Origin of the sequence: Photorhabdus aegyptia (assembly GCF_000612035.1) — a bacterium.
Lineage (GTDB): Bacteria > Pseudomonadota > Gammaproteobacteria > Enterobacterales > Enterobacteriaceae > Photorhabdus > Photorhabdus akhurstii.
The window spans coordinates 25732-44914 of the sequence record NZ_JFGV01000034.1; the positions used below are offsets into that span (position 1 = coordinate 25732).

At 43.0% G+C, this 19183-nt stretch carries 15 protein-coding genes and 2 pseudogenes; 5 read left to right on the forward strand and 12 right to left on the reverse strand.

What is annotated here, in order from left to right:
• Nucleotides 1-24 precede the first annotated feature (24 nt).
• The 4 genes from BA1DRAFT_RS11940 (at nt 25) to BA1DRAFT_RS11955 (ending at nt 5526) form a co-directional block, all read left to right on the forward strand.
• On the forward strand, nt 25-690 hold the full coding sequence (locus BA1DRAFT_RS11940; protein WP_036779370.1) for a fimbrial biogenesis chaperone: 666 nt from the start codon (nt 25-27) through the stop codon (nt 688-690).
• A gap of 30 nt (nt 691-720) precedes the next feature.
• Entirely contained in the window at nt 721-1503 is a 783-nt protein-coding gene (locus BA1DRAFT_RS11945) for a fimbrial biogenesis chaperone (RefSeq protein WP_051560762.1), read from the forward strand.
• A gap of 82 nt (nt 1504-1585) precedes the next feature.
• Nucleotides 1586-4228 (forward strand): fimbria/pilus outer membrane usher protein, encoded by a 2643-nt coding sequence (locus BA1DRAFT_RS11950; RefSeq protein WP_036779325.1) that lies wholly within the window; start codon nt 1586-1588, stop codon nt 4226-4228.
• Nucleotides 4229-4374: 146 nt separating this feature from the next.
• Complete coding sequence (locus tag BA1DRAFT_RS11955) at nt 4375-5526, forward strand: hypothetical protein (RefSeq protein ID WP_036779328.1); 1152 nt, start codon at nt 4375-4377, stop codon at nt 5524-5526.
• Between the two features lie 243 nt (nt 5527-5769).
• Here the strand turns inward: BA1DRAFT_RS11955 and BA1DRAFT_RS11960 are convergent, their stop codons facing one another.
• The 8 genes from BA1DRAFT_RS11960 to BA1DRAFT_RS11995 form a co-directional block, all read right to left on the reverse strand.
• A complete protein-coding gene (locus BA1DRAFT_RS11960; RefSeq protein WP_051560763.1) occupies nt 5770-6513 on the reverse strand; it encodes a 4'-phosphopantetheinyl transferase family protein in 744 nt (247 codons plus the stop codon).
• Nucleotides 6514-6558: 45 nt separating this feature from the next.
• A complete protein-coding gene (locus BA1DRAFT_RS11965; RefSeq protein ID WP_036779330.1) occupies nt 6559-7581 on the reverse strand; it encodes a fimbrial protein in 1023 nt (340 codons plus the stop codon).
• Nucleotides 7582-7734: 153 nt separating this feature from the next.
• Nucleotides 7735-10215: a fimbria/pilus outer membrane usher protein gene (locus BA1DRAFT_RS11970; protein ID WP_036779333.1), complete on the reverse strand. Its 2481-nt coding sequence runs from the start codon at nt 10213-10215 to the stop codon at nt 7735-7737.
• Nucleotides 10216-10238: 23 nt separating this feature from the next.
• The gene (locus tag BA1DRAFT_RS11975) at nt 10239-10907 is read right to left on the reverse strand and encodes a fimbrial biogenesis chaperone (protein ID WP_036779334.1); all 669 of its coding nucleotides are present in this window, start codon (nt 10905-10907) and stop codon (nt 10239-10241) included.
• 57 nt (nt 10908-10964) lie between these two features.
• Entirely contained in the window at nt 10965-11489 is a 525-nt protein-coding gene (locus tag BA1DRAFT_RS11980) for a fimbrial protein (protein ID WP_036779336.1), read from the reverse strand.
• Between the two features lie 1195 nt (nt 11490-12684).
• Nucleotides 12685-13668, reverse strand: coding sequence for a glycosyltransferase family 9 protein (locus BA1DRAFT_RS11985; protein ID WP_036779338.1), 984 nt, complete (start codon nt 13666-13668; stop codon nt 12685-12687).
• A gap of 336 nt (nt 13669-14004) precedes the next feature.
• Nucleotides 14005-14742, reverse strand: a complete 738-nt coding sequence (locus BA1DRAFT_RS11990) for a hypothetical protein (protein WP_036779340.1) — start codon at nt 14740-14742, stop codon at nt 14005-14007.
• A gap of 288 nt (nt 14743-15030) precedes the next feature.
• Nucleotides 15031-15927 carry a LysR family transcriptional regulator gene (locus BA1DRAFT_RS11995; protein WP_036779343.1) on the reverse strand — a complete coding sequence of 299 codons (897 nt, stop codon included), beginning with the start codon at nt 15925-15927 and terminating at the stop codon, nt 15031-15033.
• A 133-nt stretch (nt 15928-16060) separates the two neighbouring features.
• Here BA1DRAFT_RS11995 and BA1DRAFT_RS23775 point away from each other — a divergent pair.
• A pseudogene (locus BA1DRAFT_RS23775) lies at nt 16061-16387 on the forward strand (IS5/IS1182 family transposase); the annotation flags it as partial.
• A gap of 250 nt (nt 16388-16637) precedes the next feature.
• Here the strand turns inward: BA1DRAFT_RS23775 and BA1DRAFT_RS22630 are convergent.
• The 4 genes and pseudogenes from BA1DRAFT_RS22630 to BA1DRAFT_RS12015 all read right to left on the reverse strand — a co-directional run.
• Nucleotides 16638-17069, reverse strand: coding sequence for a hypothetical protein (locus BA1DRAFT_RS22630; RefSeq protein WP_235201073.1), 432 nt, complete (start codon nt 17067-17069; stop codon nt 16638-16640).
• 355 nt (nt 17070-17424) lie between these two features.
• The gene (locus BA1DRAFT_RS12005) at nt 17425-17673 is read right to left on the reverse strand and encodes a hypothetical protein (protein ID WP_036779347.1); all 249 of its coding nucleotides are present in this window, start codon (nt 17671-17673) and stop codon (nt 17425-17427) included.
• A gap of 32 nt (nt 17674-17705) precedes the next feature.
• On the reverse strand, nt 17706-17996 hold the full coding sequence (locus tag BA1DRAFT_RS12010) for a hypothetical protein (RefSeq protein WP_036779349.1): 291 nt from the start codon (nt 17994-17996) through the stop codon (nt 17706-17708).
• Between the two features lie 317 nt (nt 17997-18313).
• Nucleotides 18314-19152, reverse strand: a pseudogene (locus BA1DRAFT_RS12015) (IS630 family transposase); the annotation flags it as partial.
• Nucleotides 19153-19183: the final 31 nt, after the last annotated feature.

Sequence of the window (19183 nt, forward strand, 5' to 3'; positions counted from 1 at the left end):
CTACTATTCTGGCTGGGGTTAGGCGTGATCAGCGTAGAACCCTGTCAGGCCGCCGGTATCAGCCTGAATAAAACCCGGGTGATTTTTACCCAGGGGGCGCGGGCGCAGATGCTGACAGTGGTCAATACCACGTCTCAGGCGTGGCTGGTTCAGGTGAGAATCACAGGGGATCAGGCGAAAACCGCCCCGGCGTTTGTGGTGACGCCGCCGCTATTCAGGCTGGAGGCCAATAGTCAGAACAGCCTGCGTATTTTGCCGACGTTTAATTTGCCCCCCTTTCCGGTGGATCGGGAATCGCTCGGGTATGTTCAGATGAACGCTATCCCCGCCGCCCATCTAATGGCGAATGAGCACACTCGGGATCAGGCGTCGATGAGCGTGGGCATGCGAATTAAGTTTTTCTGGCGACCGCAGGGCTTGCCGATGTTGCCGGAAGAGGCGTATGGACAGCTCCGCTTTCAGTCGCAACCCGATGGCGTTAAGGCGTGCAATCCCACGCCGTATTTCCTGTCACTGGACAGCCTCACGCTGGACGGACAGGCGCTCGATCTGAATCGCTATCCCTCCATGATAGCGCCACGGGATTGTGTGACCTATGCCGGACAGCAGGACAAAAAATCGGTGAGCTGGTCAATGATTAATGATTACGGCGGGGCTTCAAACCGGTTTACCGCCAACGTGGCGCGTTAAATTCGCCCTTGTTTTATCCAGAGGTGGAAAGTGAAGAGAGTCAGTAACGGGCATAAACGGGCGCATTGGGCGGCCATGATGTCCCCCTTTTGTTTCGCCCTATTGCTGGGAAGCCTGTTTAAGGCGCAGGCGGCTGAGAATCAGGGGTTATCGTTCTCCCCGATGCAGTTGTCTTATGTGGCTAAAGACAGTCCGGGCGGCGTGACCCTCAGTATGACCAATCACACGGCTCAGAGCTATCTGGTACAGGGATTTGTCAGCCCGATGGACCCTGATACCGGTCGCTTTGACACCAAAACCGGGCACGTTCCCCCTTTTGTTGTCCTGCCGCCGTTAAAACGGGTCGAAGCCGGCGGGAAATTTTCGTTCCGTATTCGCCAGCTTGGCGGGTCGTTACCGCCGGATCGGGAATCGGCCTTTGTGGTCTCGCTGCGGGCTATCCCCGGCGTCGCCGTGCCGGAGATGGGAGCCTCTAAACACCAAACCGGCAAAAACTCGCAAGTACAGGTCGCCTTACAGATGAATATTCGGCTGTTTTATCGTCCTCAAGGCGTCCCCGCCCGGGATAACGCCACGGTGGCGAAACAGGTGAAATTTTCCCTTCAAGGAACGCAGTTGCGGGTGGAAAATCCCACGCCCTATTTTCTGACCTTTTCGGTCCTGAAAGTAGGCACACAACATGCAGATGACCATACTCGCCAGACGATGGTGCCGCCAAAAGGCATACAAACCTATTCGTTTACCGCCGGGGGAGCGGGACCGCTGGTCTGGCGTTTTCCCGGCGACAGTCAGGATCGCCACGCTCCGTTATAACCCCGCCGCATCGGCGGACGGTGTACCGGCAGAGTGACCTCAATATCAACAGCATAAGCTTAATTAGAAGCAGAGATGAGCTATGGCAATAAACACTTTATTTCCGTCTGCACTGCGGGCGGGTAACCAACGCGCGTCCGGTCAACCGGGCGGTTTCCGGCCCCGTCCGGTCTACCTATGTCTGCTGTGTTCACTGACGGCAACGGCCCTGCCCGCCTCGGCGCGGGAATACTTTAATCCCGCATTCCTGATGGGTGCTGACGGTGAACGCAGTCATGTCGATCTCTCGGCGTATGAAAACGCGGGATATGTCGCTCCGGGGCGCTATCTGGTCGATGTCTACCTGAACCAGAATAAGGTGGACAACCGCGAGATTGAATTCAGGCTGGTTAACGGCCGTCTCCAACCAGTATTAACCGTCGCACAACTGGAAGGGTACGGGGTCAATACCCGCGGATTACCGGCTTTTAAGGGTAAAGCGGACGACAGCCTCATCACGGATCTGGCGAAACAGATCCCGCACGCCAGCACGACACTGGATTTCGCCCGTTTGCGTCTGGATCTCAGTGTCCCGCAGGTCGCCATGCAGCCTCATTACTCTGGAACGGTTGACCCATCACTCTGGGATTCTGGAATCCCGGCTTTTTTAATGAACTACACTGTCAACGGTTCGGAAGGACGTTATGACCGCCAGGGAAACGGGGAAGGATCACGTTCCCGTAATCTGTTTGCTTCTTTTCGTAACGGGTTGAATCTGGGGCCGTGGCGTCTGCGCAGCACGCAAACTTACAGTTACAATCGTCAGCGCAACGAGGGCGCCTCCGGTTTTTCCACGCCGGCACAGACCCAATGGCAGGTGAGTAATACTTATCTACAACGTGATATTCCCTCACTGCGCAGTGAGTTCACTGCGGGTGAAACCTATACTGGTGGCGATATTTTTGACAGCATCCCATTTCGGGGCATGAAACTGGCTTCGGAGGAGGCGATGTTGCCCGACAGTCAGCGCGGTTTTGCCCCGGAGATAACCGGTGTGGCGAGCTCCAATGCGCAGGTGACGGTATCCCAGAATGGCAATATTGTGTATCAAACCACAGTGGCGCCGGGGCCGTTTCGGTTCACCGACCTCTATACCACCGGGAGTGCCGGCGACCTGACGGTAACCGTCAAAGAGGAAAATGGCCGCACCCGCGTCTCGACAATAGCCTCTTCATCTGTCCCGGTGATGCAGCGGCCCGGGGGCGTTAAATATGAATTGACGGCCGGTCAATATCACGGCGGCAGCCTTACCAATGGCAACCGTTCCCCGGTATTTACGATGGGTACGCTGGTCTATGGTTTGCCCAACAGTATCACCCTGTACGGCGGGGGATTGGTCGCAGGCAACTATCAGTCAAGTGTATTAGGCTCGGGGATTTCGTTGGGGGCGTTCGGCGCACTGTCTGCGGATGTGACGCTGGCCCGCGCACAGTTGCAGGGCAGCAAGGATCAGGAAGAGGGCGGGCAATTCGGCCAGTCTTATCGCGTGAAATATTCCAAGAACCTGATCAGTACCGGCACCGGCATTGATCTGGCCGCCTACCGCTATTCCACTGAGCATTACTACAGTTTCAGTGATGCTAACAGCATGGGCTACAGCCTGAATGAATATCAGGCGCCGTGGGCGCTTGACCGGCGTCAGAACACTTGGCAGGTGAACCTGCGTCAGACACTGGGACGCTGGGGCAGTCTTTACGCCTCCGGGACGCGCAACGATTATTGGAATGGCCGTACCGACAACAACTTGAGTCTGGGTTACAACGCGATGCTGATGGGGATCAGCTATAACCTGAGCTATAACATTTCTCGGATAAAGGGCGAGGGCCACTGGCCGGAAAACCGTCAGGTCTCATTCAATATGCAGGTCCCGTTCAGTCTCTTTGGGTCATCGTCAGCGTTACGGGGCGTTTACGCCCGCTATACCGCCTCGCGCGACTCGCAGGGCAACCTCTCTCAGCAGACCGGCATCAGCGGCATGTTATGGGATAACCGCCTGAGTTATAACCTCCAGCAAGGCTGGGGGAACAGCGGCCAGCAAAACAGTCGCGCGTTGTCGCTGGGCTATCAGGGCAGTCAGGGAAGCGCCAATCTTGGCTACAATGACAACGCAGACAGTCAGCATTTGACCTATGGCACTTCCGGCGCCCTGTTGATCCATCCTTACGGAATAACGCTGTCACGCTCGCTGGGGGATACCGCGGTATTGGTTCGCGCCCCCGGTGCGAAAGGGGTGACGGTCAGCAACGGCAACGTACAGACCGACTGGCGTGGCTACGCTGTGTTGCCGGGCGGATCGGTCTACCACAAAAACACCATCAATCTGGACCCGTCCACCCTGCCGGAAGGCGTGGATATTGACCAGACCAGCCGCAACGTTTACCCGACCAAAGGGGCGGTAACGCTGGCCAACTATCAGGTTCGGCTGGGCAGCCAGTTGCTGTTGACCCTGACACATCATGGCAAACCCGTGCCCTTTGGCGCCGCCGCGACGCTGGCAGGAAACGCAACTCAGGCCGGCAGCGGCATTGTGGGCGATAACGGCCGGGTTTATCTGAGCGGCATGCCGTCCGCCGGTCATGTGAAAGTTAAATGGGGAAACGGGGCAGATCAACAATGCACCACCCGTTATCAGGTGTCGTCCGATACCTTCGGGAAACTGGTGCAGGCCGATGCCGTGTGTCTATAAGCGTGACCCTCATATGGGCAGCCTGACCGGTATGCACGATGAGATATCACCGATATCGTTTTAACATCTGGAGCGCCCCCTAAAGCGAGGTTAGCCCCGGCAGTGAAAGAGCGATGTGAACAGATAAGTAATTTGGAGAGAGAAGGATGTTAAACACTGAACGTTTGTGGGGCGGTCATGCGGCCAACCCCGCGCCAACTATCATGGGACTGGGGGCGTCGCTGCTCTTTTTATTGACCGCGTTACCCCTCCAGGCGGCGGAGACTTATCAGGACTGCGAAACTGAACTGATGAATAAGGTTAGCAATGTAACCGTCACCGGCTATGCCATGATGCCGAACAACAAAGATAAGCGTGATTATTCACGGGATGAAATAGTGGGATATACCACCAGCGGTCCTCTTGACTGGTCGACAACCTGTCGCGTCTCCCCCGATACGCAGCGGATGGCCTACAGCGTGGATTCGAGAACCGGCTCATCGATCTCTTTGTCTCCATCGAATAGTGTCCGGGTAGGAAAGGCTGGCGACTTTATGGTTGATATCGGGCAATCTTCACTCTCTTGCCAGACGCACGGTTCACCCGGAACCTATCAATCAACTAGTCTGGTCAAAGGGAATACCGACGCCAGCATTCCCTGCGTCCCGGATGCCAACGGTCTGGTTGATATCAGTGTCCGTTCGGTGACCGGGGCGATTTACCCGGACAGTGACGGCAATTTCAATGCGAACCCCGGTGGCAGTCATTTGTCCGTGGGCGCGATCGGCTGGACTCCGACAGCAATATCCGGTTCTAACGGCATGCTGAAACCCCTATGGACTACCGTCATCCTCTCATCCGTTAAAAAACCGTCCACCTGTGCCGTTGTCCTTACCCCGTCATCGGTGGATTGGGGAACAGTGAAAAGAGCGGGTAAACAGGCGGGAGATCCACTAGAGTCAGCCAGGCAGATAGGGATAAGCAGCACCTGTTCCGGCGATGAAGATGTCTTTCAAAATTCACGCCTGCTCTACCGGATCGATGGACCCTTTGTGCCGGGGAAACCGAATGCCCTGGCCTCGTCAATAGAAGATGTCGCCTTCATGTTTACTGATGCAGCCAACAAACCCTTATCACTCAGTACTGGGCACAAAGGTGAAGGGGAAAACGCAAGATACGTTAAACAAGGGAACGATAACTACATGGCATCGACACAAGTGTCTGTGGTACCGATTCTGTTGAAGACTGACGGCGCTGGCGGGCTGGCTCGGGCGGTTGCGGTTATTTCAGTCTGGTCGGATGTTCAACCCTCCGCTTAGTTGTTGCCATTGTTGCAGCGCCAGTCGGCGCTGCATAAAATCGCCTTATCCAGCAAGGTTTTATAATAATTCGAACTATCTTCTTTTATTATTTCGATGTTGTCGCAAAATTTAGCTATTTGTAAATCAATTCGATGAGTTATTGGTAGATAATAGAATAATTAATCAGTTAATCTACGGCTGTTCTCGATTTCATTGGTTAAATTTCTGATCAAGGTCAGCATCAGAAATTATTGTTTGAACTTATTGAGTAATTAACGTTAATATTTCCTGTGGGTAGATAATAAATTGCCCACGAAATATTGTACCTGTTGGGTAATGATGAGTGAGAGTTTCCCGCAACGCTAATGTTATTTCATTATTTTCAAGTGATAGGTCAATAATCTCCGCCGCCTCGAAGCCAAAGAACCGTTTTACTTGTGGATATAGCGCTTTATATAAGCTCTCTTTTATAGAAAAGGCAAGGGTAAACGCTTGTTCAAGTGGTAAATGACAATGTTTCAGAAGTTGAATTTCCCTGTCATTGACAATCATTCTTGTGATTTCATCCATATTTTGACGATCGACGATAGCTTCTACATCGACACCAATTAATCTGTTATGAGTTTGCGGCGCAGCCAGCACAATTGCACAATAAGTTGAATGAGAAACAGAACCACAAATACCTTCCGGCCAGATTGGAGCGCGATCATTACCGGAGATCAAATTAAATTCCGGTTGCCCTAATTGCGCTAAAAGTTGTCTGGCGCAATAACGAGCCGCCAGATATTCAGCCCGCCGCTTCTTGACGGCTTTAGCTAATGTAGCAGGGAAGGGGAGATTTAATTGATTGAACAATTCATCGTGATAATGTGAAAGTTCAAAACGAGCTTGCCAGAAATGCACTTGGGGGTTATTAACAACCGTTCCATACTCGATTTGAGTGATAAATCCGTTGTCATATTCTGGCAGCGGCGCTTGATTGGTGTGTATAACTGTCTGTTCCATGTTGATTATCCTGATAATAAAATATCCTACAGTCTATACTTAATATCACTCATATTGAACGGTAAAATGTGCTATTGCGTTAGCTTTTCCGCCTGTTATTCTATCATCGGTTTGGTAATAGCGGGCAGTGAAAGGTAAATTATAACGAGCATTCCTGTCAGAATGACCGACGACAAATGGTTTCCCAATAGGAACGGGTGTTCCCATATATAAGATTTGCACACCAACCCCTTTTGCTGTATTCGCTGCATTAGCTCTGTTTAATTGAATAATACTTTCTGGGGCGCCACTGATTGTTCTTGCTGAAAATGTAATGGTAGGTTCGATTTTTTCTGTGCACTCAATGCCGATATTAAAATCAGCATGACCAGCAGTTGTTCCTTTTCCTTTAAATAAATAACTGGGAATATTACCAAAATCTACTTTCGGTGTTGAGGCTGTTGTCATACAGCCAGTAGCCTTAAATCTATATAAACCTGAATGCCTTATTGATATTAAGTTTGTACTTCTTCTCCCTAATGCTACTAATTTAAACATTATGCCATTAGAGAATGTTTTTGGTATATCAATTGCTCCTGTTTTATAAAGATAGATACTAATACCGCCTATATCTTCCCAGGTAATGTTTCTTCTTGTTCCCAAATTATATGAGTAATTAGAACCATCTGTTTGAGGATATCCTCTTTCACCGATTTTTCCCCCTGAGATAATAAAATATAAGTATAACCTATTTGGGATTATCTCTAATCCTCCTGAACCATGTGGAGTTTTAATTGATTTTACTCCGTGGAGAACACTGTCACCAAACATTAGTGATACATTGTCTTCATCACATGAAAAAATCGGGTCTTTTACACTAATACCCATTTCATTAGCTATCTGGGCAGCACTGAAAGTTGTTACATAAATACTTTTCGTATTATCTGTATTAAAACTCAGTTTAAAATTATTTAAATTAAATGCTAAGTTGGCAATTTTTGCTCTTGGGGCTAATTCACAGTCAGCGTATGAATTATAGCTACTTAGTAAAAATAGAGGATAAATTAATAACCATAAATATCGTTTCATATATATTCCTGTTGATATACCCGTCATCTTTCAAGTTGCCTCTTTGTTGGCTGCACTCTCTCACCCCGGTCACATAGTTATCTATGCTCCCGGGGATTCGCTCCCTTGCTGCCGCGATGCATCTTGAAATCCATAGGGTATATATTTACTTAATCACTGACAACGCAATGAAGTCAGAATAATACCATTAATTTTTTGATATAATTTACTATCGAATTGAATATGACAGCTTTGTTTATCGCCTAAATCGGCGATTAATTTTGCTGTGTCACTCACACCACTCAGGAAAACTTCTCCCTTTTCATTCACCATACCATTAACGCCATTTGGACCTGTGATTATCGTGCCGAATGGGAGTTTCTTACCGTGATGTTGTAAAGTTAAAAATACTCGATGACCAACACGAATGGAATAGTCCGCCAATACTAATGCCCCTTTGGTTGGAATGACCTTAGTAGTTGGATTATCAATATCTACATCATCACCGAATGTATTGGTATCAAGGGATAACATATTTTCCCGATATTGCGATATATAAGGTACAACGGTATATCCCCGCCAATCTGTACTGATAGAGGTATTATTCAGTACCTTGGCATTGGTTGCCCCGGGGGCGCGAATTAAGGCACTAGCGCCGCTTTCGCTAATATTTTGCGCCAGGGTAACGCCATAGGGATGGGCAATAATGGCTCCCTCTAATCCATAATTAACCCGCTGATTTTTTCTATGATCAGTAGTATAGCCTACATTAATTGAACCATATGAACCTCTGTAATATAGACTGGCGGCATTACCTGATTGTTTTTCTTTCTCAGATTTTTCATAGCTGTAATTTTGAGAAATACTATAGTTCAGATTCTGTTGTTCCAGTAAAGAGCCGGATAATGTCATTGAATGTTGGCTGCTGCCGTTGGTGTTATAAGAGGTATCATAATCTACCGATGCACTGTGATTATCTGATGGCAGCCATTTATCCAGAGGAATACTGATATTGAATGAAAACACCTGATCGTTATTAATGTTTGAGCGATTACGATGGTAATTGTAGCTCAATGACAAAGAGATATCATGAATATTAGTATTATAGGACATAGAATATGACTGATTCTTACTGGTTTTATCTTGCCAGTAATCTTGCTGCCAGGCCGATAATGAAAGACTGCCATATTGCCCTAAACTTTGGCCCATTGTTATTTGCATCCGGTTTTTAGGCGCGCTATTTCTGTTATTATCCGTAAATTGGTGGTTATTATTAGCATCGCTGAAGCTGTAATAACCATTGGTATTGTAGCGATAACCTGCCAATGTCACCGTTGTATTAGTTTCAGTAAAACCTTTACTGTAGCGTATTTGATAAGATTGCCCGCTTTTCTTTTCTCCATTTGGGAAATGAGTTGCTGCATTGGTGACATCGATTGATACCGCGCCAATTTTTCCTAAATTATGTCCTAAACCTAATGCATGACTTTGATAGTCAGAAGAAACAATAACTCCACCATAAATGGTGGTGCTATCCCATAACCCGTAAATAGCTTCTGTCTGAATAAATCTTTTTTTACTCGCCTGTTTGCCACCGCTAAATTTACCGATATTAGCAAAATATTTCATTTGACCGGAACGGATCATCAATGGTGAGGCAGCAAAGGGCTGAGTAAATTTTCTGACATTGCCATTCTCTTCATAAATGGATATTTCCAGATCACCATTCAGGTTACTGGGGTAAATATCGGTAATTTCAAAAGCACCTGGCGGAACAAAAGTCTGATAAATAATATTATCTTTCTGGTGCACTTCTATTCTTGCGTGAGTCATAGCAACACCGCGGACAACAGGCGCAAACCCTTGTTGGCTATCTGGCAACATTTGGCTATCAGACATCAATTTAATGCCATTAAAGGTGAAACTATCGAATACCATGCTATCGGTAGATGTTTCACCTAATACCAGTCGAGATCTCAATGGGCGAATATCCCGTTCAGCATAGGCTTTAAGCGATTTCCATTCAGATGTTGTACCCGTATGGTTGTAGTAACTATTCTGACGAATTCGCCACGGGCCTAAATTAAAGCCACTACGTAAATTCAGATATTGATTCTGTTCACTTTGATTTTTATTCCAGGATTGCATTCCTGTTAAATGATAATTGGTGAAAAACATAGGCAAACCATCATCCCACTGATCAGGAGAGATATCTCCCCTGATTTGCGATTGCATGGCAGCTTGCGGAAAATTCAACATCAGTGTCAGAGCGCTTAAATCCAGTTCTGCTGACGCCTGTTTAATATATTTTTCCGGTTGAGAAATGATCTCTTGTTCAGCAAGGGATGCTAATTCTGGGAAGCTTGCTGTTTTTACCCCGATTTCTTTCAATAAACTGATAGATAATTCAGGACAAAGTTTATTTCCACAGTCAATAAAGGATAGGCTTTTAATGCCGATATCCCTTTTATTGACGATAACATTAACTTTATAGACGCCTGGAATATGGGAGTCCGTTTTTGCCAGACTTTCCAGATTAATATTCTCTTTGTCTTCGTCTGATAATTGTAATGCATTGATATCGAAATACAGCTCTGCATATGCTGGCAACGATAAACAACAAATCATTAAAGCAAAACTGATTATTCTTTTCACAATACACTCATCAGACAATATTATTAGAAATTAAACCGGCGCTCTTCTGTTGTGCCACCGTAATCGTTGATAGCAGTCAGAGTCACGCTTTTTATGCCATTTTGGGCTGAAAATACTTTATGACTAAAAGGGGGAATAAATCCGGGTCTAGGTATTAATGTTCCGTTAATTTTCATCTCATTAAGATTAACGTAATAAGCCGTGGGGTTAGTTAATTGAACACCATTAGCATTACGTGATGCTGCCAAACGATTAATGGCATCATTAGCATCGTTATCAGATAGCCCGGATGGACGATAAATCAATTTGATAATGTTTTTTATCGTGATGATCATCTTGCTATTGTCATTTTTTTCAACTGCCGGAATCGCATTGACATTGAGTAAAAATATCGATTCTCGATCCGCTGGCAGATGATTGCCGATATATGAAACACGAATTTGGTGCTCGCTCTCTTTCGACATTTTAAACAATGGCGGGGTAATAACGAACGGTACTTTATTTTGACTGTTATCGATATTATCTACCCACGATTGAACAAGATAAGGTCTTTCTGTGTCCGAATTGGTGATAGAAATTGTGGCTTCTTTTTGTGAGCCATTATAGATCAGGCGAGTTCCGCCTAAGGTTATTCCTGCCTGTGTCTGAAATGTAAATATGGCAAGAATAAATGAAATAATAATACGAAACACTTTTATTCCTTAAACTAAAAATGACTCACAGGATGAAATAAATACTTGTGTATTATCTTATGGGTAAGAAATTGTAAAATTTATATCGCGGGTAAAACTACCTGCGGTGACTGTAGCCGCGGTTGACACTAATTTAGATTCAAGATTAAAACTTGTATCTCCTGCTACACCGGGTATTTTAATAGAATCTCCAGGTTTTATTGGAGTACTACTACCTGATTTATATAGAGCAATAGCAATATTTTTAGCTGTACTAGATGATAAAATTTTAAAATAATTACCATCGCTAGTTTTATCTGTATCATCAAATTTAACATCAAATCCTTTCAGATCAGGACAGCCTGTAAGGTTAACTGTGAATGATTTAGGATCAGAGAATTTTCCTGCCTTTCCATCTAATTTCGATTTATGTACATTATCAAAATTTACAGCTATATCCTTACCAGAAGTACCTTTAACAGTGCAAGTTTGTTCAATAATCGTTCCTCGGAATTTAATTGTTCCGTCATAAGATAACGCATTGAAACTACTAAAAATCCCTAATGCTGCTACTAAATAAGTCAAAATAAAATTCTTTTTCATTTAAAAATACCTTACCTTAATAAATATGTGTTTTAGTCCTGTTTATACAATAGAAATATACATCCAGCCATTATTATAGTTTAATGGTTGATGATATCATTAAAGTCATTTTTACATGGTAATATAATGCAATTGCATTTTTAACCATTTTTTACATATATCTTTAGTTTATCCTAACTTAGTCATTGTTTCTCACCATGTTATAGTCTGCCTCATCTATATTCATATTATTGATAATAAAGTCTGATATTAATTTCTTTCCAGAGAGGAATGTTTTATTCTCTAAAATATCATCTATCATTATAAATCTACTCGTGTTGTTAATAATGATTCTTATTTTTATTAAGATGCTCTAAAATCTTACGACACGATAAGTCTCGTGTTAATAGCAAAATTCTTTTAATGTATTGCTAATAACATAGTGAAAAGTGCTTATAGGCAAGGTGCATAGTACATATGGATAAATTCATCTTCACTATTTTTACTGAAATGGAAATTCAATAGCGATATTAATAAAAGTAGTCTATAGCTACTCAACGCAACACACTAGTATCTTACTCAAAGAAGGTAAATATTCTGATTGGGCGAACCGTAATATGTAATGCCATCGCATTAATGATATTAATACGATCGGATAAACTGCCATCTTAACCACAGTTAAGATAACGAAAATTTCTTCTTATTTTTGTTCGAATCTTAAGTTAATTTCCAATCCAGAGTTTCTTCTTTGTTTTAGGTCTATTTCTCACTCGACGGAAAATAGTATTAACTAAAATATGATCTTTTTCAACAACTTAAACAAAAAAATAGTATTTTTTTTGCAATTAATTAAAATTTCTTTCTATTTCATTGTGTTATAAGATTAAATTAATCGATTGATTGAGTTAATTCAATTAAGAAATAATAATGATGTTTATTTAATGTCTTATTTTTCATCATGATATAAATTAGACAAATTGATTCATTTTTGTCTTATTATTAATTCGGATATTCCATTGCTATTAGTGTGGCTGTATATTTCATCATCAAAATCATTAATCACAGTTTTAGTCATGGCAGAAATTAACCGGGCTGGAACTGAGCGTTAACAGATGTCAATCTATGTGGTGTATACATTTAGCGTTTCTGTCTGGTGGAGTGACATTGAAACAGTTAACAAGTTACTGTGCATTCGCATGAATAAGTGCAAATAACTTTACCTACAGCTTGATTCGAATAATAAGTATGTTTTTTCTGAGGAGAGCAGTTTAAAAACTGCCTGATAGATATCTTCCAGAGGAATATTGTTTACATTTTGGGAATCATAAAGTGTCACACATTGGTTTTCAGAAGCAAGGGGAGCCCAATTCTCCGGTTTAGTGACACCATAGAGAGCCACCAGTTTTTTGTCTAGTGCGGCGGCTAAATGGCATATTCCACCATCACCAACAATGATCAGATCTGTGCTGTTGAGAAGTGACAAAAAAGAGTGTAGTGATTGACATTCGACTATCTGAGTTTGGTCTCCTATCATTGCAAGTAACTTCTCAGCATGTGATCTGTTATGTCGAAGAGTGGAGATAATAAATCTCACATCTGGAAAATGATTTCTAATTTTCTGGGCAATTAATGCTATCCGTTTATGAGTAATACAGCTACTTTGCCGATTATTTGAGACAGAAAATAGGATAGTGGGAGAGCCATGCTGTTTGATTGGTGACAAATATTGAGATAAAATTTTAGGGAGTAACTCAGAGGACAATTTGTTTATTTCAGAATCAAATGTTTTTAATATTTTGAGTGATTGATGATATCCCTTAATATGCTGCGGACAGGTTGGGTAATTGATTAGCTTTTCGTGCCATTGATGTGATTGTGTTACCGCATAACGTTTTTTGGCCCCTAAAAGCCATAAAAATAGGTTATTCAGTTTCATGGGAGTGGGCTTTGCTGAAATGGCGATATCAAAATGTAATTTACGCCATTTCAACGCGATTCCCAGAGTAGTGATATATTTATTTCCTTTTGGAATAATGTGTGTAATTACTTCTGGACAGAGATAATCGGCTAATTCATTGTTGTTAGATTCTATAAATAGATGAATCTCAGCTATGGGAAATGTATATTGTAAATATTTGATTAATGGCTGAGTACAAATTAAATCACCAAGACCATTACGGCGTAAAATTGCAATTTTCATTTGTTGTTAACTAACATATGGACAAATAGTGCTAATAATATTGTAACTTTCGATACCTTGAAGTGATTATGGTAACTTTTGTATCCGCGAATTGCATACCGTAAGTAATACGGAAATTCTTAGAATCGCTTGCATTGAACTTGTCATAATTGGGGAACAGCGTAATTTGCTCTCCTTATGGATATCCACTTGTTGATGGGTGATTCGATATCGATTATCTCTGTTTTCTGTAGGCTATTGAAGTGTCCAGAATTACCGAGTCATCACAGCCTTCTGATATAGATTTCAGAAATAACAAACCGGTTGTGCATGAAGCGACAACCGGAAAATGGGCTTTTATTTTACTAGTTTCGGGATATCACCGCTGAAATCAATCCACGGGTTGGTGCCCAGCATCTCTGTACCATCAACACTTGGTTCGTCATAGCGCATAACAAAATGCTTTGGCCCGTGGGCAAATGCCACGAGTAGTCCATCCTTAGCATCCAGGAAGCCAGCATGCATTCCGAGTCCGGGATAGCTAAGACGCCAGGCGGGATCGCTAGTTTCCACGCGTCCTATCGATAGTTTTACAATCTCTCCGTCCGGCAGACGGAAGAACCAGGTCCACGGGCCGCCAGCCACAACCGTCATGACTTCATCAATACCCATCCCGTCTTCAGAGCTGTTCACGTGCAGTTTGCCGAATTTTTCAAGAACGGTTTTTCTGGCTTCAACCGAAATTGCTTTCATATCGTAGACCTTGGGATAAGGTGCGACACCTATTTCCGATATCGACAGAAAACCGCCGCGGTGAGCTTCCGGCTGGCGGCCAGCCAGTCGGATTTGCTCCAAAAGTTCTCCGCGGTGTAAAGAAAATAGCGAAATCAGTTTCTCGCTCTCTTCTCCAGTGAGTGCGCGCGTTTTTGACACTTCAAGAATAGGTTTAGCTTCTTCAGGGATCGGAGCTGTACTGACTCGAACGCCGACGGAAAATAAAATCTTGTTGATATTCTCAATGCCAACAGTTGGTTGACGTCCATCAAGATAAGATAGGACAAGATTTTCTGATGCTGAAATAGCGGAATTGTTCATATCTACACCCCAATTTTGATGTAACCGGTAAATTCATCTGCAAAACCGAGTATAGAGAGATGGATAGTTTATTAAAATGCCTGTTATGTGAAAATATTATACACTGATAGTAAACAATTTTGATCCCTCGCTGATATGACCACTACTTTTCATGACCAGTTTGCTTGGCATTTATTTCAATCGGAAATTTGCTACTTAAGAGATTGCCGGTATTCAGGAAAAGTAAAAATGAAGATAGGGCGAGTGCTGTGATTTTGTAATAAAGCGTCCGTTAAAATCACAAGATATTCAGCAAGTTTCATCCAGTGCATTGACAAGGAAGTCGATAAAAGCCCTTGCCTTGATAGAGCGCTCTTTATGAAAGGGTTGTATGGCATACAGTGCCTGTGTGTCCGCTTCCCATTCAGGAAGCAGTCTGACAAGTTCGCCTGACTGTAGCTCATCAATGACCAGTAATTCAGGCAGTAAAACTACGCCGTGTCCAGAAAGGGCTGCCTGTTTGAGCGCAAGCCCGTTATTCACCACATAGGTTCCGGGCTTAAGGTCAACGACTTTCACATCATTTTGATTGTGAAACATCCAGCGCCGTGGAGAAGAAGATAAACTGTAGATAAGACAGTTATGAGAAGCGAGATTTTCAGGGATGAGTATTTTTTCAGAAGCTTCAATATATGCCGGTGAGGCGCATAAGACTCGGGGCACTTTTATCAGTTTCCTGGAACGAAGGCTGGAGTCGCTCAGTTCACCTCCCCCACGTATCGCAACATCTATTCCATGCTCAATAAGATCGGTATATTTATCGCTCATGACCACTTCGACAGAAATACCGGGGTGAGCGTGTATAAACTGGCATATTAGTGGATTTAATACCTTGAGCCCTATAGACATTGGAATACTCACTTTTATCGAGCCTGTCAGAGTGTGAGAAGTTTTCATAACGGATAAGTCAGCATTCTCAAGCTCATCCAAGATGTTGCATACCTGATGATAGTAATTCCTGCCACTTGCGGTTATATGCATGCTTCGGGTCGTTCGGTTAATTAGAGGGCTTTTAAGATGCTCTTCAAGCTCATTGATGTTCTTACTGATAGCAGCTTTGGATAAGCCTAGATCTTGGGCGGCGGCTTTGAAGCTGCCTAGTTCCACAACACGCCGGAAGACGTTGATTGCTCTTAACTTGTCCATAGCACCACTGTTGAATGAGTTTAACTGGCAGGTGTATTAATAAACAGAGATAAACGATTATGTTTGATCATATGTTATTTTATGTCATTCTGTTATCGAAATATGCAACTCACCATAATGTTAACCAACTGAATTTACCTATGACGAGCCGCAGGATGACTATGGCTGCCCGCAGGGCGAAAAACTGATTTATACCCCAACTGGCCGTCAGGGATACCGGCATTATCAAGCACCGTCGTCTGTCTGCCAGTGTTATCCGCAGCGCGATGCCTGCATTCACGCGAAAAACGGAAAAATGATAACCCGCTATGTCTGTTTTCGTGGGTTGCAAAAAGTGCAAATACAGTGTCTTTTGGAGAAAATAGACGAAAATATCAATAAGATAGATTTTCTGGTCGCGATACTTTGTTGTTTTTATCTCTGGAGAGCGAGCATTTTATTGCAGGAGAAGCGAAAATAGTTCCCTGACGGGCGATTAAACCGGTTTAATGAGGAAAATGGATGGCATTATGATTCCTAATGAAAGGAACAAGCCTCGTTATTTTCAACGAGGTTTGTCAGCAGTCTGAATATTTCACTATGAAGCCAGTTTTGACACAACATAAGTCAAATGATCTACAAGGATCAGTAACTTTATGAAATGCTATTTTTTAACTATTTATCAGTGATTTTTTCTGCTTAATCAGTTATGACAAATTAATACTCTATCGTTACAGACTAGGATACTTACCGCTATCATCCACCAGATAAATCTGCGTCAGATACCAGCGATGATGTTGAGACATCAAATGGTACTCATAAACGGATGTGTAGTATGTTTGCGGGAATCGCGTAGTTACCACAGCCTTGTCGTCATGTACTTTGACTGACAGGATCTGTTCGCACTGGGAATCGTGGGCTGCGTCGGATCCAAAAGCTATCGGTTCTCCCTTAAAGCCTGGTAATGTGTATTTTGTTAGCAACCTATCCCAAGATTTCTGCGCCAGAGGCATCACCTGAGCCGGGGTATGTGTGTCATGTAACGCAAAAGCGTAATTATTCCATGTTAGATAATCTTGCTGAAAAGCACGCACCAGAGCTTCTGGAGAATTAACCTGTTTGGCTTGACCCGTTGAGAGCAATGCTCCATTTAACAACAACATGAATATATTCCAACGTTTATATATGTTCGTTTTTTGCATTTATGGTTATCTTCAATTCGAAAGTGTGTAAAACGTGCTCCTATACATCGTAGGAACCCTGATTGATTGGACTTTATAACGGCATCGGATAATATAACCGCACGGAATACGAATCTATTTTTTCGGGTGCTCGTTTTACGCAATCAACTGCTTTATATACATCAATATGCTTCATAGCTTAAGCCATAGGTGATTTTATTGATAGCCGATCTGACTTCCTAGGCACAAGAAGACAGGGAAGCCTTGCTCTTCTTAGTAACCTGGCATTACAATATTCGGAATGTAAAATAACGCCCTCCAACAACCGAGTAGTCTATTAGATATTAATTCCTGACTCTTTTACTAGCTTTACAAATTTTTTAAAGTGATTTGCATTTACAATACCAATATAGTGACTATTCTGACGAGTTCCCGAACTAAGGAGATAACTATATTTATATTTCATTTTTTCAGAGTGTGATGCTCGGTATTTCTGCAAATCTTTCAGAGAAAGAAATTCCATAACGTCGTAATCTGCGCAGTCAGAACCTTTTACTCCTTCAGCAACTAAGATTGAGTAGTGCATATTTTCCCCCAATGATACCGATTCCGGCTGTATTAATAATCATGCTGTGAGCAGGGAATGCCATATTGATTATTGCACTCATGGCAATGTTCCATTTCCTCAGCTTCGCTGTGAAAATTCCATCTGTTTCGCCACGCTTTTAAAAATTGAGGTTCATCAAGGAACATTGTTGGTGACATTTTCATGCCGAAGGAGTCTTCGTCATATCCACACTGCCGGGCTTCAAATAATACCTCATTAAATTCATTTTTAGCTTTTTCTGCATCAATAACACGCATGACTTTTGCTGATGCAAACGCCATTCTGATTTGCAAACCACGCATAATTTTATCTCCTGAGATAGAATGTATTTCACAACTTATTTGTTCTAAAGTTAGAGAATATTAGATATATATTTGAAAATATACTTTAATATACGATGGAAATTTTTTGAATTTTTGTATTAGTACTTGTTTTTAACTGTAGCTACTTTGAGTCTGACCTTCCATCTCTATAGTCCTATTATAAAACAAATTACAATTATAAATAGCGTTTCATAATTCTGCTACACATAGCCTTATCCAACCCGTTGTTATATATGGAATTATGAGTGGTATAAGGTGTAGCGCTATTTTGGAATCTTATTTATACCCAAGAAACTTCAAGATGCAGTTTTTAGCACCTGAAAATGGTCGTTAATTCTAGACATCAGCGAGGCCGCTATATCAGGTAGTGTTGTGGTGAAAAATTTGAATACTTTGTCTCGAAATTCATGTTTATCAGCGAAATAACGATTATTTCGAACCTGTTCATTCATGACCTTCCATAATCGCTCTATCGGGTTTAAATTTGGGCTATAGGGAGGAAGGTAATGTAACTCAATATTGCTAACATAAGCCCACTCCTTCACAAGATGAGCTTTGTTGTAACTCGCCCCATCCACAATAAGATGAATTTTTTGATGATAGTCAGGATAAGATTTCCTTATTTCATTGAAAAAACAGCAAATGTTGTCGTCATTGATGGTTTGATATTCCTGGAACACCGTACGACCAATGGCATTCAGGTTGAGCGCGCCCAAGATATTCAGGCGAGTTCGGCTTCCTGTTATTTTGACTGTTTTTTCTCGCCTTTTCGCATTCAACCATAACCGAGTTTGGTGCCTTGAGTCGGGTGAATCGCGTCAAGAAAGAGGATGGGGTCGTCTTTCGCGGCGACTTTAAGATTTTTATAATATTCAATAAATTGTCTCTGTTTTTCTGCATCGAATTTATGAGGGATCCCACAAGGCTTTTTATAAGAAAAACCCTGACGGTGTAGCCATTTATTCATGCTGGGAATGCTAAAGGTAATATTCCTGAGCTGAGCAACATAGGCCACGATTTCATGTGTGTAATGGAAAAGATTTTGAGATAAATGATTGATTAAAAAATCAGTTTGCTCTCGAGAAAGTAAACTATCAGACCCCCCATTATCAGATTTAAGTTTACCTTGAGGTAGCTGAGTCAGATAAGCGACACCCATTCTATTG